Raw genomic sequence first — 16,046 nt, forward strand, 5'->3', positions numbered from 1 at the left:
GGATCAACAGCACCATCGCCTGATGACGGATTGCGCCGTCTAACACCTTTTGCGTCCGATAATCATGGATACAGGTGGTCTGGGTATGACAGGACGGACAGATATGGGGTTTCCTCTCCATTTGTAGATGGATGTGAATGGCCGCCTCTTTTCTATCGATTTTCGTTACTTCTACCCCTTCCAATCCGAGTAATTCATTGGTATAATCTTTATTGAGCATGATGGTTCCTCCTTGAATATGGTCTGGTCGCTTTATTCTAACGGATATGAACCACTCATGCTCATTTTTTTTAAAAATAATAAATGCTGAGGTGGTTCTCACCCCAACATTTATTATAGAACCTTTTTATTGCATCCAATATGCCGTTATTCAAGGGATGAGGTAATATCCCCATCATTGTAGTTGATATAAGCGTAATCCGAAGAAACCGTCTTCCCGGTGGTGTCTTTGACGTTAAAGGTATAGGCATAATCTCCATTGGTCAGCTCCACCTCTTCAAATTGAGTATCCCCCTTGTATTTGATGGGCTTAGATTCATATTCATACAGCTCATCATTGCCGTCATCCATGCTCATGGCATAGGACAGCAGGATGATTTCATCGCCTTTTTTCAACTCTTTCAGACTTCGTTCCGCCATCCCGGTATTTTCATCAATCCCGTCGCTGACACCTAAAATCTTGAATTTTTCATCTTTAAAGCTATAGGAAACCGTCATGTTGGTTTCTTCCCCATTGAGCTTGATGGGCACGGTGTACAGATTATAGTCATCTCCCTCGTAGGTGATTTCCATATAGGCGTACTGACCATCCATGGCCCCCCAGACGCCCCGAAAATTGTCTTTGAATACGCCGGTGTCCCAGTTGGCATCAATGTCGTTATCCGTCCCCATAAACACCATTTCATTGGCCCCTTCATCCATGTAGATGAGGTCAAAGGTCACACTGGATACAGAATCTAATCCTGCAGGATCCAGCTTCAGGTTGATATAGCCATCACCATCGATACTCAGATTCAGCTGCTGATTAAAGCCCTGGACCGTCTGAACATCTGCTACCCCCGTGGACTGGGAAACCTCTGCTGAGACATCCTCACCCAGGGAGTACTGGATAAACCGAGTGTAATTGGGGCTGGCTGCCACCTGGGCATACTCCGCCAGGCTGTCGGTATCCCCATCGTAGGAGTAGTAGGTGGACAAACCCGAGGCCTGGCTCCGGTAGGGGCCGTTCACCTTGTACACCACTGCGGATTCCAGGGCAGAAAGCACGTTTTTATCCGTGGCAGCAATGAGATCATCGGCGTTCTTCATTAAATCCCCTAAATCCACCATATTGGTGTAACCGTCCTCGTCGTTATTGCCGCCGTAATTTTCAGCCGCCCGGGCGCTCCGGCCAAACTGGCCCACGACCTTGCTGTTCCCTGCCGCTTTGGTGAGAACCTCCGTACCCATGCTGTCCACAGCGGATACCAGGGCATCTACCTTGCTTAAATCCGTGACAGACAGCGTGATTTCGTCGCTGGTTCCGGCATCCTCACAGCCCTCTACAAAAGCATCACAGATGGCCTTTCCTAAATCCACTGCACTGATATCCGGGTTTTCACCCAGGGCGGAGAGCCACTTGGTATATTCCCAACCATTGCCAGGCTCCAGCTCCTCAGAGGCCACCAGATAATTGGCATATTTCTTCATGATATTGGCATTGTCCAGGGTGGCCATCAAACAGGTGTCCATTCCAATGACGCTGAGCTTCTGCCCAGAGCCATAGACGCTGCCAATGGCGGTATCCAGCTCCTTTAAGGTTAAGCTGTCATAATCGTAGTTTTCATCAAAGCTGACCCCAGAGACGCTGCCGCCGCCGTGGTTCCAGAATAACAGCATGGTGTTATCTGCCGGATAATTTTTCTGGCAGAAGGATAAAAAGGACTGGAGGGTCCCGGCTTCACCCATATCCGCCTGGGGCTGCTGATCCACTAAATTCAGGCCATCGCTTCCAAATTCGTAACGCTCAATTTTAGACGCATCCACGACATCGTTCTGCCACTGGGCGGCCCCTCCGGTTTGGATCACTACCTTGACCTCTTGACCAATGCTGGCACCCAGCATTTCTTCAATGTCTGCCGTTGCAGCGCCGTACTCACTTTCCAGGTCGCTGCCGCAGCAATACCAATACACCGCCCACTTACTCTTCTCACCCGTCGGTTTTTTCGTCCCCACATCCTCGGTGGAAAGAGTTCCACTTCCGCCACTCCCACAGCCTGCCAGCAAAACGGCCAGCAAGAGAAGGATACCTAAGATTCCCAGTCTTTTTTTCATGGAATACCCCTTTTCGTATTTACTAGAATTTTCTACATTATACCGACCCCCCTGCAAAAAGAAAACCCTTTCACCGTAAAATACGATGAAAGGGTGCAAAAGACCTAAGATAAAGTGTGAATAAATAATCCACTGCGCAGTTTCGGTTCAAACCAGGTGGATTTTGGGGGCATGAGCAGCCCGGCATCGGCAATGGCCATGAGCTCTGAAATCGCCGTGGGATACATGGAAAAGGCCAGGGCCATATCCGTTTGTACCCGGCGTTCAAGCTCGCCCAGGCCGCGAATCCCTCCGACAAAGTCGATGCGCTTATCCGTCCGGATATCTTCAATCCCCAAAATGGGAATGAGCAGATTATCCTGTAAAATGGCCACATCCAGGCTCTTCACCGGATCTTCGACATCGTAGCTGCCTTCCTTAGCCGTCAGCTTGTACCAGGTGTCTCCCAAAAACATTCCAAAGGTTCCCTTGGCACTGGGGTGGACCGGGGTGGTTCCCACCTTTTCCACCTCGAATTGATTTGAAATGGCCGCCAAAAATTCCTCTGGCGTCATGCCATTCAAGTCTGCTACCACACGGTTATAATCCATGATTTTCAGCTGTTCGTCGGGAAAGAGGACGGATAAGAAATAGTTAAACGCCTCATCCCCTGTATAGCCAGGATTTTCCTCCCGACGCTTCAGTCCAACCTTTACCGCAGAGGCACTGCGATGATGGCCATCGGCAATATACAGACTGTCTACCCCGCCAAAGGCGTCCACCAAGGTGGTGATGGCATCTGCGTCATCGATGACCCATACCCGATGGGTTACCCCATCCTCTGCGGTAAAGTCGTACACCGGTGCCTCTGCCTTCACCCCATCAATAATGGTGTTAATGGCCGCTTGGCTGCGATAGGTTAAGAAAATCGGACCCGTATTGGCATCCAGGGCATCTACGTGGCGAATTCGGTCCGCCTCCTTATCTGCCCGGGTGAGCTCATGCTTTTTGATGGTATCATTTAAATATTCATCAATGCTGGTACAGGCCACTAAGCCGGTTTGGCTGCGCCCATCCATGATCAGCTCATACACGTACAAATAAGGGGCAGTATCCTTAAAAATCGCCTTGCGCTCAAAGAGCTTCTGAAGGTTCTTCTTTGCCTGAATGTACACCGCCGGATCGTATAGATCCATTCTGGGGTCCATAGTGGTTTCCGGACGGTCCACCCGTAGGAAGGAGTCGTACCTTCCCCGGGCTGCCGCTGCCGCTTCTTCACGGTTATACACATCGTAGGGTAAGGCTGCGACATCTGCAGCCTTATCCGGGTAAGGCCGGACAGCCTTAAAGGGTTTAATGGTTGCCATAATGGGCCTACTTCAGAACCCGAACCCGGGTCACGCCTTCGATCGCTTTCAGCTCCTGCTTCACCACATCGGTCACTTCACTGTCCACGTCGATCATGGTATAGGCATATTCGCCCTTATTCTTATTGGTCATATCCGAAATATTGATATTTTCCTTGGCCAGCACGGTGGTAATCTGGCCAATCATATTAGGGATATTTTTATGGGCCACGGTGATGCGGTGTACGCTGCTGCATTCACCCATGGTACAATCCGGATAGTTCACCGAATTAACAATGTTCCCATTTTCTAAGAAATCCCGCATTTCTTCCACCGCCATGGTGGCACAGTTTTCTTCACTTTCTGGCGTCGACGCTCCTAAATGGGGGACATTGATGACATTCTTCATCGCCAGGGTTTCCGCACTGGGAAAATCCGTGACGTAGGCAGCCAGGCGGCCTTCTTCCAAAGCCTTCGCCAAAGCCTTGTTATCCACCAAGCCGCCACGGGCAAAGTTGAGCAGACGCAGGTTCTTATTGCAATTGGCCAGTAAATCGGCATTGACAAAGCCCTTCGTCTGTTCCATATATGGGATATGGATGGAAATATAGTCACAATTTTTAAATACGGCTTCAATGCTGGAGGACCGTTTTACTTTTCTGCTTAACCCCCAGGCATGTTTAATGGAGATAAAAGGGTCATACCCATACACCTTCATGCCAAAGTCAACCGCCATATTGGCCACCAATACACCGATGGCACCCAGGCCGATGACTCCCATTTTTTTGCCGTACAGTTCTGGCCCTGCAAATGCTTTTTTCCCGGATTCAACGTCAGCGCCGACATCCTCGCTGTCCGTCAGGCCCTTGGCCCATTCGATACCATCCACCACCTTACGGGAGGACATCAGCATCCCACAGGCCACCAACTCCTTCACGGCGTTGGCATTGGCCCCAGGTGAGTTACAGACCACAATGCCCTGTTCTGAGCATTTTTCCAGGGGAATGTTGTTGACACCCGCCCCGGCACGTCCAATAAACTTCACCGTTTCCGGGATCTCCATGTCGTGCATTTTGGCACTGCGCACCAAAATCGCATCGGGATTCTCAATGTCATCCCCCACCTGGTAGTTTTCCGTTAAAAGCTTCAAACCTCGTTTAGAGATATTGTTCAGGGTCTTAATATTGTAATTCATTTTAATAGTTATCCTTTCATAACGCCGCAGCAGATCTGGCCAACTTCGATACAACCCAGTCTCTCCTACGCGCGAATTATGTGGACCGGCCATCCGGTCCTGGTGTTCAGCCTGATGTTATTATTTGTTTTCTGTTTCGAACTTCTTCATAAAGTCGATGAGGGTGTCCACTCCTGCCATGGGCATGGCATTGTAAATGGAAGCCCGCATCCCACCAACCGAGCGGTGACCCTTTAAGTTTTCTAAGCCCGCGGCCTTGGATTCTTTCACAAACTTCGCATCCAAATCCGCATTCCCCGTAATGAAGGGCACATTCATCAGAGAGCGGTCCTCTGCCACCACGGTCCCGGTGAAGAGAGCGCTGTTATCCAGGTAATTGTAGAGCTTTGCTGCCTTTTCACGGTTAATGGCTTCCATGCCGGCCACGCCGCCATTCTTCTTCACCCATTCGTATACCAGCTTACAGATATAGATGCTGTAGCAAGGGGGTGTATTGAAGCAGGAATCATTTTCCACATGGGTAGCGTAGTTCAGCATGGTCGGTGTGAAATCCATGGCATCCCCCACCAGATCCTTGCGGATGATGACGGCACAGACACCGGCTGGCCCCATATTCTTCTGAGCTCCAGCGTAAATGACACCAAACTTACTGACATCGTACACTTCTGACAGAATGTTGGAAGACATGTCCCCAATCAGTGGAATCTCTCCAGTTTCCGGCAGATTGTCCGGACGGAAACGTGTGCCGTAGATGGTGTTATTCACACAAATATGCAGATAATCCGCATCCTTACGCAGCATTTCCGGGGTGTACTTCGGAATGTAGCTAAAGGTTTTGTCCGCAGACGATGCAATGGCCTGGGCATCCCCATAGCGGCTGCCTTCCTGAAATGCCTTCTTGGCCCAGTTCCCCGTTAAGATATAGTCTGCTTTATGATTCTTGTTCATCAGGTTCAGCGGCACCATGGCGAATTGAGTGGATGCCCCCCCCTGTAAGAACAGGATTTCATAATTGTCCGGAACGCCCATAAGTTCCTTGTACAGTGCCTTGGCTTCCGCCAGGATGTCTGCAAAGGCCGCAGAACGATGGCTCATTTCCATGACGGACATGCCCGCACCAGGATAGTTGACCATTTCAGCCGCAGCTTGTTCGAGTACCTCTACCGGCAAAGCAGATGGGCCGGCAGAAAAATTGTAGACTCTTTCCACAGTTAATTCCTCCTTGGAAAAAAATTACACCCCTTTATGGGGTGTTTCCATTATAATTTACAGAATGAAACATTACAAGAACCCCCGGTGGTTTTTTGGTGAAAATCCTTTGCAGGATTTGGGAGATAGCAACCACCAGCATAAATACCCCACCCAAGTCCCACCGGTGTTCATCATCACATCAAAAATCTGACAGGCTCCCCGGTGGGTCACCAGCTGGATTAGCTCAATAGCCCCGCTGAACAAACAGCCCACTCCCACAATAAGCCAAGCCCTGCGCCACTTCCGGGGCAGGGCCATTGGCAGTAAACAGCCCAGCGGAAAGAACAGCAAAACATTCTCTGCCATCTGAGCCACGGAATAAACGGATCGGGACACCGTGATAAACAAATAGGATAAATCATAATAATCTAAATCCTGGGCCCGGCGGGAAAGGAGGGTGATATACAGCACCCCCACCACGTAAACCGTCAATATAAAGAGAACCACTAACGCCTTAAGCTGCACCTTGTCATGACCCAGCCGTGTCACCACAATGGCATAGGCAACACAAACCGCCACGGCAATAACCACCCCTGTGGGAAAGTAAAGCAAAAAATCCCGGAGCACATCCTGCCATACAAGAACCAGCACATTCAGCAAACGCGTCATTCCATATCTCTTCCCTTATATAAACTTTACGCCTGGTTTAAAAAGGCCATAATCTCGTCTGTGGACTTCCCACTGGATAGCATGGCCTCCGCCAGCTTTTCCACTTCCGCCACACGGGCCGCCTCTGCCTCTTGCTCTGCCAGGGCTTCCTTTTCTTTGGTCAGCTTCGCCACTGTCCGCCCTGCAATCCGGTAAGCAGCCTTTTTCTCCTTCAATGATGCAGCCAGTTTATCCACATCCGCTCCCAGAGCCGCCATCAGCGCCTCTTGCTTTTCCAGTTCCACACCAACCTGTGCCAATTGCTCGGCAATGGATGCCCCTGCCTTCACTTTTACCGTTACCCGAGTTCCTCTATTTCTGCTTCCTTTTGGTCTTGGCATTATCCTTCGCTCCTTTATATGTATTGATCTTAATCATTCTATTATAAGCGGAAAAGCTTAGGTTTTCAAGAATAGTATCTGCAAAAACAGTGGCTCATAAACACAAAAAATAAAACCCCAGTCCCAAAAGGAACCGAGGCTCAATGATTTGTACGTTATCTTTTAATTTAAGGTAACCGAGGTTTTATCCGGTGATACGCTTTCCAAGGTGCCAGTCGGAATTTTAATCTGGATGGGGATATCGTATTTACCGGCAGCTTTGCCGGAGAGGTCAATCCAGGCTAAAATATCCGTCCCCTTAATCTTTGACAACTCCGAGGCAGTCCCTTTGATCTTGACGACGACGGAGGAGTCCTGTATTTTAGCCACAGCCAGGCCTTGACCAACGTTTCGGGTTTCAATGGAATCGACAGTGTAGCTTTTTTCCACCTCTTCTTCGACGTTGACACTGACGGTAACAGAGTCCTGGCCATCCATGAAATAGACGCCATCGGGGAGCTTAAGCTTGACTTCTTTGGTGACGTTGGTGGTGGCTCCGGTGACACCGACGTTCTCCACGGACAGCTCAGAGAGGGCATCCAGGGCGGATTGCTTGCCGCCAATGAGCTTATTATCCGGAGTGACCGTGACGCCCGTCACTTTATACCCGGTGGCCACATCCCCGGTGATTGAGGGGGCTTTGATCTTGACGGTTTTCGTTTTGCCAATGATGATATTGACCCGAACAGCCCGGGGCTCGATATCCAATCCGGTAATTTTGTTACCATTTTCATCGTAGGCATTCACTGTGGCGTATTGAATAGAGTCCTCGGTGAGGCCCTGTACATTGACCACGGCCACCACGGATTTAACCTTTGCAAAATCCTCATTGGTGCCGTCGATGGTCACCTGCTCATCGGTGGTAGCGGAAACCACGGCGTTATCATCTGCAGGCTTTCCGTCGGTGTTCACGGTGACGGAAAAATCTTTATCATTAAAGCGATCCACTTGAAGGCTTAGGGTGGCGGGTTTGACCTCCTCTAAAATAACGGAGTTGGATAAGCCCTGAATCACGATTTCGGGATTATAATTTCCGGCCTCGTCAATGTCTTTTAAATCGACCTGGGCTGAGATTTCTGTGGGGTCCAGCTTATCCAGGTTTTTCTCTGTCCCCCGCACCCGCAGGTTGACGTAGTAGCTGCGGCTATCATTCAGGGTCAGCCCTTTGCTTTCCAGCACATTCAGGTTGGTAAAGGTCACCGGGATGCTGCTAAGGTCCTGGGTCACCAGGTCGATGGAGCTGCCGTTAATGTATAGCCAAAGCACGATAGCCGCACAGATAGCCAGCACCATCCGAATTATTTTTTCATTCGCCTTATGCTTTTTCTTTTGATTCGTCATGCTTCCTCCCGAAGATGCTCCCTTTTTTGTCATCCTCCTCGTCGTCTTCATTCTTGGTGAAGCGATCCTGCAACAATATTTCCAAATCCTCACTGGTGAGCATCCGGGTAATCCCACCCCGCTCAGTGTAAGAAATGATGCCGGTTTCCTCTGAGACGATGATGGTAAGGGCATCGGATTTTTCTGAAATACCAATTCCGGCACGATGCCTCGTTCCCAATTCACTATCCAGCTTTCGGTTATCCGTCAGTGGCAGAAGACACCCCGCTGCCCGGATTTTTCCATTTTTTAAATCAATGATAACTGCCCCGTCGTGGAGGGGGCGGTTGGGGGTAAAGATATTTTCCAACAACTCGGTGCTGATGTCCGAATTCAGAACGATGCCTGTCCCAACGATGTCGTTTAAACCGGTGTTCATTTCACAGACGATGAGGGCACCAATCCGGCTGCCGGAAAGGTGTTCTACAGCCTCAGTAATCTCCCGGATGTCCTTTTCGATTTTTACTTTCTCCTTGGTCTTGGTGAAGCGATCGAAGAACCCCCGATTTCCAATTTGCTCCAGTGCCGACCGAAGCTCCGGCTGAAAAACAACGACAAAGATGATAAAGGCCCAGGTAAAGAGATTGTTCAGCAAATAGGACAGGGTAGTAAAGCCCAGCCATGAACTGAGAGGTGCTAAGATTAACAGGACGAAGATACCCTTCGCCACTTGTTCAGCCTGGGTTCCCCGAATCCACATCAAAACTTCATATATAAAAAACGCGATGATGGCAACCTCGATGATATTGACGAAGGTCACCCGCGACTGAATATAAACCAGTAATTCTTCCATATGTCATTTTTCCTAACTTCGTAATACTTTAATTATACACTAAGGACACATAAAATCCATCAAACATTTTCTAAAACTTCATCCCAAATCTTTACAATTTTGATACACTCCTTTACAGGATAGCCGTTTACATTTATTCAAATCGTGCTATACTGTAGGTACTTAATTGAATAGGGATAATGGTAAAACTTTAGATGATCGAATTCGTGACCATAACCGAATCGGCAGCGGGGGATACTTCGGACAGCATTTCTAATTTCGGAAATCGTAAGAAGGTTGAAACCACTGGCCTGGCCGGTCCATTGGACAATTCAGTAGAATCATCTCCTTGATATCATGACCTTCCCTGTACCATTCAATTAAATCATCTTATAGAAGGGACTGAGACCACCAAACATGCAAACTCAGACCGAAAAATAAGACCAGCCTTCAATCGGAAATCCCAGGTGGGACTACCGAGAGGCTGGTCTTATTTTTTAGGTTTTAATCCAGGGTCACCATCAATTCTCCGGATTCAACTTTTTGTCCTTCAGTTACCGTAATCTTCTTGATGACACCATCCTGGGAGGCGACGATTTCGGTTTCCATTTTCATCGCTTCAACAATGACTAGGGCTTGATTTTCAGTCACAACATCCCCTTCGTTCACCAGAACCTTTAACACAGTCCCAGGGATGGGTGAGCCAATTTCTTTTTTATTCTTAGGATCAGCCTTAAGCATGGTGCTCTTCTGCTTGGAGGAGAGGCTGCGCACGTCTTCAATGTAAATTTGGCGACGGAAGCCATCAATTTCGAAGGTCACCGGGCGGAAGCCTTCATCATCAGGCATACCGACCTTAACCAGTTTGATGATATGACGGCGCCCCTTGGCGACTTCCACCTCAGAGGTTTCACCTTCTTTAAGACCGTGGAAGAAGACATGACTGTCCATCCGCATGAAATCACCATAATCCTGGAAGAAGGTAACGTAATCCTTAAAGACCTTGGGGTACAGCGCTGCTGACAGCACTTCCCGATCCGTCAGGTCAATGCCGAATTCTTCCTTAAAGGTTTCCCGGATGCCATCGAAGTCTTCATCCGGCAGCAGGGAACCTGGACGTACGGTGATGGGTTCCACACCCTTTAATACAATCCGCTGGAGATCGGGATCGAAGCCACCCACAGGCTGGCCGATCATTCCCTTAAAGAAATCCACAACGGAATTGGGGAAAGCCAAATCCTTACCCTTTTGAAGGATATTTTCCGGGGTTAAATCATTCTGGACCATGAAGATGGCTAAATCACCCACCACCTTGGATGATGGGGTTACCTTGACAATATCCCCAAGCAAGAGATTAGCCTTCCGGTACATTTCCTTGACATCCTTAAACTTATGACCCAGACCAAAGCTTTCAACCTGACTCTTAAGGTTAGAGTACTGACCTCCAGGGATTTCCAGCTTGTAGATTTCGGTGCTGCTGGAGGTCATCCCGGATTCAAACTTACTATAGACGGGACGGATGCCTGCCCAGTAGTCGGAGAGCTGCTGGAGGTCGTCCTCGTTAAGCCCGGTATCGTGGGAGGTATGGGCCAGGGCTGCCACCAGGGAGTTCAGGGAAGGCTGGGCCGTCAGTCCACTCATTCCGGAGAAGGCGGCATCAACGATGTCTGCACCACCCACCGCTGCCATAATATTGGCTGCCACGCCGTTACCGGCGGTGTCGTGGGTGTGGAAGCGGACGGGCATATTGACTTCTTCCTTCAAGGCTCGGATTAAGTTCCGGGCTGCCACTGGCTTACAAAGCGCAGACATATCCTTAATCGCCAGGATATGAGCCCCGGTCTTTTCAATTTCATGGGCCATTTTGATGTAATAGTCCATGTTGTACTTAGTTTTGCTGGTGTCCAGGACATCCCCGGTATAGCACATGGCCACCTCGGCCACCTTACCCGTCTTCAGGACTTCTTCAATGGAGACTTTCATGCCCTCCATCCAGTTAAGGGAGTCGAAAATCCGGAAAACATCGATGCCGCTGGCGGCGGATTCCCGGATAAATTGCCGTACCACGTTGTCGGGATAATTTTTATAGCCCACAGCGTTGGCCCCGCGAAGAAGCATTTGGAACATGATATTAGGAATGCGCTTTCTCAGCTCATCCAGACGACGCCAGGGGGATTCCTTGAGGAAGTTATAGGCCACATCAAAGGTCGCTCCCCCCCACATTTCCAGGGCGAAGAGGTCCCGACCCAGGTAGGCGGTTTCTTTGGCAATCTTAATCATATCCCGGCTGCGCACCCGGGTGGCCACCAGAGACTGATGGGCATCCCGCATGGTGGTATCCCCCACCAGCAGTCGTTTTTGACTGTGAATCCACTCCACCAGACCTTCTGGTCCGTTTTCATCCAGGATCTGTTTAGTCCCTGTTAAGGACACGTCTTCAGGAATCACTGGGATATCCGGTTCTTCAAAATCTGGTTTTTCACCTAGGGTTTCATTAACCACCATGTTCCCAATATAGCGAATGGCATTGTATTCCGGACTGGTGGTTTCCTGGATGTTGAACAGCTCCGGATGATCGTCGATAAATTTGGTGTCACAATTTCCTTTTTTAAATTCTTCATGCTCCAGAACATTAATCAGGAAATCCTTATTGGTTTCCACCCCTTCCACCTGCATTTCCTTTAAGGCACGCAGGGCTTTTCTCCGGGTATCGTTAAAGGTCCGGGAGTAAGCGGTGGATTTCACCAGGAGGCTGTCGTAGTAGGGGGTGATTTCTGCCCCTGTAAAACCATTACCGCCATCTAATCGAATCCCTGCCCCACTGGCTGTCCGATAGACATCGATGGTTCCGGTATCGGGCATAAAATGCATTTTCGGATTTTCTGTAGTAATCCGGCACTGGATGGCATATCCCCGGGTGCTGATTTGATCCTGGCTTTTAACACCAACTTCATCGGAATCCAGGGGATAACCCTGGGCCACCAGAATCTGGGATTGGACCAGGTCGATGCCAGTGACCAGCTCCGTAACGGTATGCTCCACCTGAATCCGGGGATTCATTTCAATGAAATAGTGGTTCCCGTGCTTGTCCACCAGGAATTCAATGGTTCCCGCACTGCGGTAGTTTACTGCCTTGGCCAGACGCAGGGCATCATTACAAATGGCCTGGCGCTGCTCTTCAGTGATGGCTAAGGATGGGGTAAATTCAATGATCTTCTGATGACGACGCTGAATGGAGCAATCCCGCTCGAAGAGATGGACCACGTTGCCGTAGCTATCCCCTAGGATCTGCACTTCGATATGCTTAGGCTCTTCCAGATATTTTTCCACAAAAATGGTGCCGTCCCCAAAGGCCTTGGTGGCCTCACTGACTGCCGAATGGTATTCCTTGAGGAGGTGCTTTTCCTCCCGGACGATTCGCATCCCCCGGCCACCGCCGCCAGCAGCTGCCTTTAAGATAATGGGGAAGCCTGCCACCTTGGCAAATTCCACAGCTTCTTCATCGGAGTTAATGGGCTTTTCCACCCCTGGAATGGTGGGAACATGACATGATTTTGCCATAATTTTGGACTGAATCTTATCCCCCATCTGTTCCATCATGGTGTGGGAGGGTCCGATAAAGGTGATGCCGGCTTCTTCACACTTCCGGACGAAGACTGGGTTTTCAGACAGGAAGCCGTAGCCTGGATGGATGGCGTCCACATCCTTTTTTAGCGCCAGGGCAATGATTTTATCCATATCCAGATAGGCTTCCACAGGGCCGCCAGTCCCAGCGATCATATAGGATTCATCCGCCTTTGTCCGAAATAATGACATTTTATCTTCGGGCGCATAGATGGCCACGGTTTGGATTCCCAATTCCTGGCAGGCCCGGATGATTCGGATGGCAATCTCACCGCGATTGGCGATGAGTACCTTTTTAAATTTCTTCATCTTCGTTTCTCCTGACTTGGTTATAGTTTGCTTGAATAAATATTTAACATCCATTATAAACAAAACCCCTTCAAAAAGAAAGGGGTAAATGCCACTCTACGGAATGAAAGCGATTGTAATTTTCAAAGGGTTCTTCTTGAATCCTGTTATCTTTTATACAAACTGGTCACTCATGACCCCGCCTTATTCCGCACCATGGCTTTCATTGTTCTTTTTTTGGTTTTCAATCCATTGGGATTGAACCTCCTTGCTCTGGTCCATGATAAAGTGAAGAAACGCGATGTAATAATTTTCAAACCCGGAATCTTTAAGAAACTTAAGATTCTTCTCCACCACGGCCGCTTCCCGTTCAGAATCGAATATATTTTCATCATTACTGTATTTATATTCAGCAATATCCATTGCTAAGGCCATGCGTTGTTCGTACAAAGCGGCCATCTGTCGGTCTATTGCGTCTATTTTGCTTCGAATGGCATCCATTTTTCTGCTCCCATTAATGAATCTAAAATGCATAAAGCCGTGACTGACTCCACCACCGGACAGGCTCTTATGACGATACAGGGGTCATGACGTCCTTCTATACTGCTCACGACCTCTTCCCCCGCTGCGATATCTACGGTGTGCTGGGTGGCGGCAATGGAGGGGGTTGGCTTAAAGGCCACCTGGAAGACCAGGGGCATTCCATTGGTAATGCCGCCATTAATTCCCCCGTTGTGGTTGGTATGGGTAACTACCTCACCATCCTCCAGATAAAACGCATCGTTCATCTCTGAGGCCCGGGCCGAGGCCATAGCAAAGCCGGTTCCAAACTCCACCCCCTTCACCGCCGGTACCCCAAATAAAATGGAAGCCAGCCGACTTTCCATGGTATCAAAAATGGGATCGCCCACCCCGGCGGGTAAGCCAGTGACAAAGCCCTCGACAATACCGCCAACGGAATCCTCTTCGGCCATGGCGTCCAGAATTTCATCCCGCATGGCGGCTTCCAGGGCCCCATCGTAGACCGGAATCTCCGGATTATCAAAGGTCATCTGACCATAGGCCGCCACAGGAAGTGTCGCCACATCCGATACGCCGCCAATGGCCACGATGCGGCTGCCAATACCTACCCCTGGCTTCCACTGGGCCAGGGCCTGCTTACACACCGCCCCGGCGAAGACCATTGGGGCAGTGAGCCGCCCGGAAAAATGCCCTCCTCCCCGGTGATCCTGAAATCCCTTATAGCGGCTGAAGGCGGTATAATCCGCATGGCCGGGGCGCAGAACATTGCGGTTGTAGTCCTTGGACTTGGTGTTGGTATTTGTGATGATGCCCGTCAGGGGCGTCCCCGTGGTGTAGCCATTAAAGGTGCCACTGATGATTTCCACGACGTCGGCTTCCTTCCTTGGTGTAGCCAGATTTTTTCCACTGGCGGAGCGCCGGGCCATTTCCTTGGCAATAGCCCCCTCATCCAGGGCAATCCCCGGGGGCAGCCCGTCAATGACGACCCCAACAGCCACACCGTGGGATTCTCCGAAAACGGATATTTTAATATTATTCCCCCAGGTCGATCCCACTGGCTACACCTCCTTTTTCATTCCATACCTCCCAGAATTCCGGGTAGGATTTTTTCACGCAGTCCGGGCGGGTCAGTATAATATCCCCATCACAGGCCACGCTGGCCACCGCCGTGGCCATGGCGATGCGATGGTCGTTAAAACTGTCCACCTGACCGCCGTGGAGACGGGATACCCCCTTAATAATCAAGCCATCCGGGGTTTCCCTCACCGCTGCCCCCAGCGTACTCAGGACCGCTCTGACAGCCGACAGCCGATCTGATTCTTTGTAGCGCAGACGCTCGCCTCCCAGGATTCGGGTTTCTCCCTCAGATAATGCTGCCAACACCGCCAGCACAGGCACCAGATCCGGGCACTGGGCCACATCGATGGTGGTTCCCCGGGTAGCCCCGGGTGTGACAATCACGCCCCCATCCTTCCATGTAATTTGACCGCCCATTTGGGTGATAATCTCCAGAATCGCCCGATCCCCCTGACAGGAGTCCTGGGGTAAATCCAGGGCTGTTAAACCCTTTCCTAGAATACCCGCCACCAGCCAGAAGGCCGCCTGGGAGTAATCCCCCTCCACCCGGAAATCCCCGGCCCGGAAATGTTGATTCCCGGAAATGGTGAAGCGCTGATAATCCTCATGGTGGATAGTAATACCAAAGCGCTTAAGCACCTCCAGGGTAATATCCACATAAGGGATGGACTCCAGGGGTGTGGTCACCTCAATGGTCGATTCCCCAGGCAGCAAGGGCAGGGCGTAAAGCAGGCCTGTAATAAACTGGGATGAAATATCGCCCCGGACCTTAAAGACTCCGGGGCAGAGCTGTCCACTAAAACGTAGGGGCAGGGTTTTGCCCTCCTCCTCTAAGGTATAGGGAATTCCCTGGATTTTAAACATCTCAAAATAGGGCTCCAGGGGACGCTCAGCCAAGCGTCCCTTACCCACTACCCGGGTATCCTGGGCATTTAAAGCCAAAAGGGGAATTAAAAAACGCAGGGTAGAGCCGGATTCGTTACAGTCGAAGGTTTTACCGGCGGCATTGGGCTCAAAGGCCCCGGTGATGGTAAGGGTAACCCGATGGGGACCCTCTTCCTCTATGGTTATGATGGCACCCAAAGACTCCATAGCCTGGCAGGTTGCCTGAATATCTTCGGACAGCTGAACATTGCGGAGAACACTGGTGCCCTCTGCCAAAGCCGCTCCCATGACCATCCGATGGCTAACACTTTTAGAAGGGGGGATGACAATGCATCCCCCCGGTTTTTGTGATATGATTTTTTGTGCTTTCACGTTTAATCCTGTCT

The 16,046-nt window shown here is 50.1% G+C and carries 13 protein-coding genes; all 13 read right to left on the reverse strand.

From position 1 onward, the window contains the following. Nucleotides 1-220, reverse strand: a 220-nt coding sequence (locus BLU30_RS07145) for a transposase family protein (RefSeq protein WP_176770861.1), incomplete at its 3' end; no start/stop codon positions are given. A 146-nt stretch (nucleotides 221-366) separates the two neighbouring features. Continuing rightward, nucleotides 367-2,313, reverse strand: coding sequence for a clostripain-related cysteine peptidase (locus tag BLU30_RS07150; protein ID WP_090244983.1), 1,947 nt, complete (start codon nucleotides 2,311-2,313; stop codon nucleotides 367-369). A gap of 104 nt (nucleotides 2,314-2,417) precedes the next feature. Then, on the reverse strand, nucleotides 2,418-3,659 hold the full coding sequence (locus BLU30_RS07155) for a DUF1015 domain-containing protein (protein ID WP_090244985.1): 1,242 nt from the start codon (nucleotides 3,657-3,659) through the stop codon (nucleotides 2,418-2,420). 7 nt (nucleotides 3,660-3,666) lie between these two features. Then, complete coding sequence (locus BLU30_RS07160; RefSeq protein ID WP_090244988.1) at nucleotides 3,667-4,833, reverse strand: phosphoglycerate dehydrogenase; 1,167 nt, start codon at nucleotides 4,831-4,833, stop codon at nucleotides 3,667-3,669. A gap of 120 nt (nucleotides 4,834-4,953) precedes the next feature. Continuing rightward, nucleotides 4,954-6,042, reverse strand: coding sequence for a 3-phosphoserine/phosphohydroxythreonine transaminase (gene serC / locus BLU30_RS07165; protein ID WP_090244990.1), 1,089 nt, complete (start codon nucleotides 6,040-6,042; stop codon nucleotides 4,954-4,956). Nucleotides 6,043-6,114: 72 nt separating this feature from the next. After that, nucleotides 6,115-6,693, reverse strand: coding sequence for a VanZ family protein (locus BLU30_RS07170; protein ID WP_090244993.1), 579 nt, complete (start codon nucleotides 6,691-6,693; stop codon nucleotides 6,115-6,117). Between the two features lie 26 nt (nucleotides 6,694-6,719). Continuing rightward, nucleotides 6,720-7,073, reverse strand: coding sequence for a hypothetical protein (locus BLU30_RS07175; RefSeq protein ID WP_143024216.1), 354 nt, complete (start codon nucleotides 7,071-7,073; stop codon nucleotides 6,720-6,722). Between the two features lie 162 nt (nucleotides 7,074-7,235). Further along, nucleotides 7,236-8,453, reverse strand: a complete 1,218-nt coding sequence (locus BLU30_RS07180) for a CdaR family protein (RefSeq protein WP_242873539.1) — start codon at nucleotides 8,451-8,453, stop codon at nucleotides 7,236-7,238. Then, nucleotides 8,428-9,285: a diadenylate cyclase CdaA gene (gene cdaA, locus BLU30_RS07185; RefSeq protein WP_090245001.1), complete on the reverse strand. Its 858-nt coding sequence runs from the start codon at nucleotides 9,283-9,285 to the stop codon at nucleotides 8,428-8,430. The genes BLU30_RS07180 and cdaA overlap by 26 nt, the downstream gene beginning before the upstream one ends. Nucleotides 9,286-9,768: 483 nt before the next feature. Beyond that, entirely contained in the window at nucleotides 9,769-13,197 is a 3,429-nt protein-coding gene (locus BLU30_RS07190; RefSeq protein ID WP_090245003.1) for a pyruvate carboxylase, read from the reverse strand. Between the two features lie 183 nt (nucleotides 13,198-13,380). Beyond that, nucleotides 13,381-13,677 (reverse strand): chorismate mutase, encoded by a 297-nt coding sequence (locus tag BLU30_RS07195; RefSeq protein ID WP_176770862.1) that lies wholly within the window; start codon nucleotides 13,675-13,677, stop codon nucleotides 13,381-13,383. Next, complete coding sequence (gene aroC, locus BLU30_RS07200; RefSeq protein ID WP_090245008.1) at nucleotides 13,653-14,753, reverse strand: chorismate synthase; 1,101 nt, start codon at nucleotides 14,751-14,753, stop codon at nucleotides 13,653-13,655. Before aroC ends, BLU30_RS07195 begins: the two co-directional genes overlap by 25 nt. Beyond that, nucleotides 14,731-16,032, reverse strand: a complete 1,302-nt coding sequence (gene aroA / locus BLU30_RS07205) for a 3-phosphoshikimate 1-carboxyvinyltransferase (RefSeq protein WP_090245011.1) — start codon at nucleotides 16,030-16,032, stop codon at nucleotides 14,731-14,733. Before aroA ends, aroC begins: the two co-directional genes overlap by 23 nt. Between the last annotated feature and the right edge of the window lie 14 nt (nucleotides 16,033-16,046).

The organism is Eubacterium barkeri (assembly GCF_900107125.1).
GTDB classification, from domain to species: domain Bacteria; phylum Bacillota; class Clostridia; order Eubacteriales; family Eubacteriaceae; genus Eubacterium_O; species Eubacterium_O barkeri.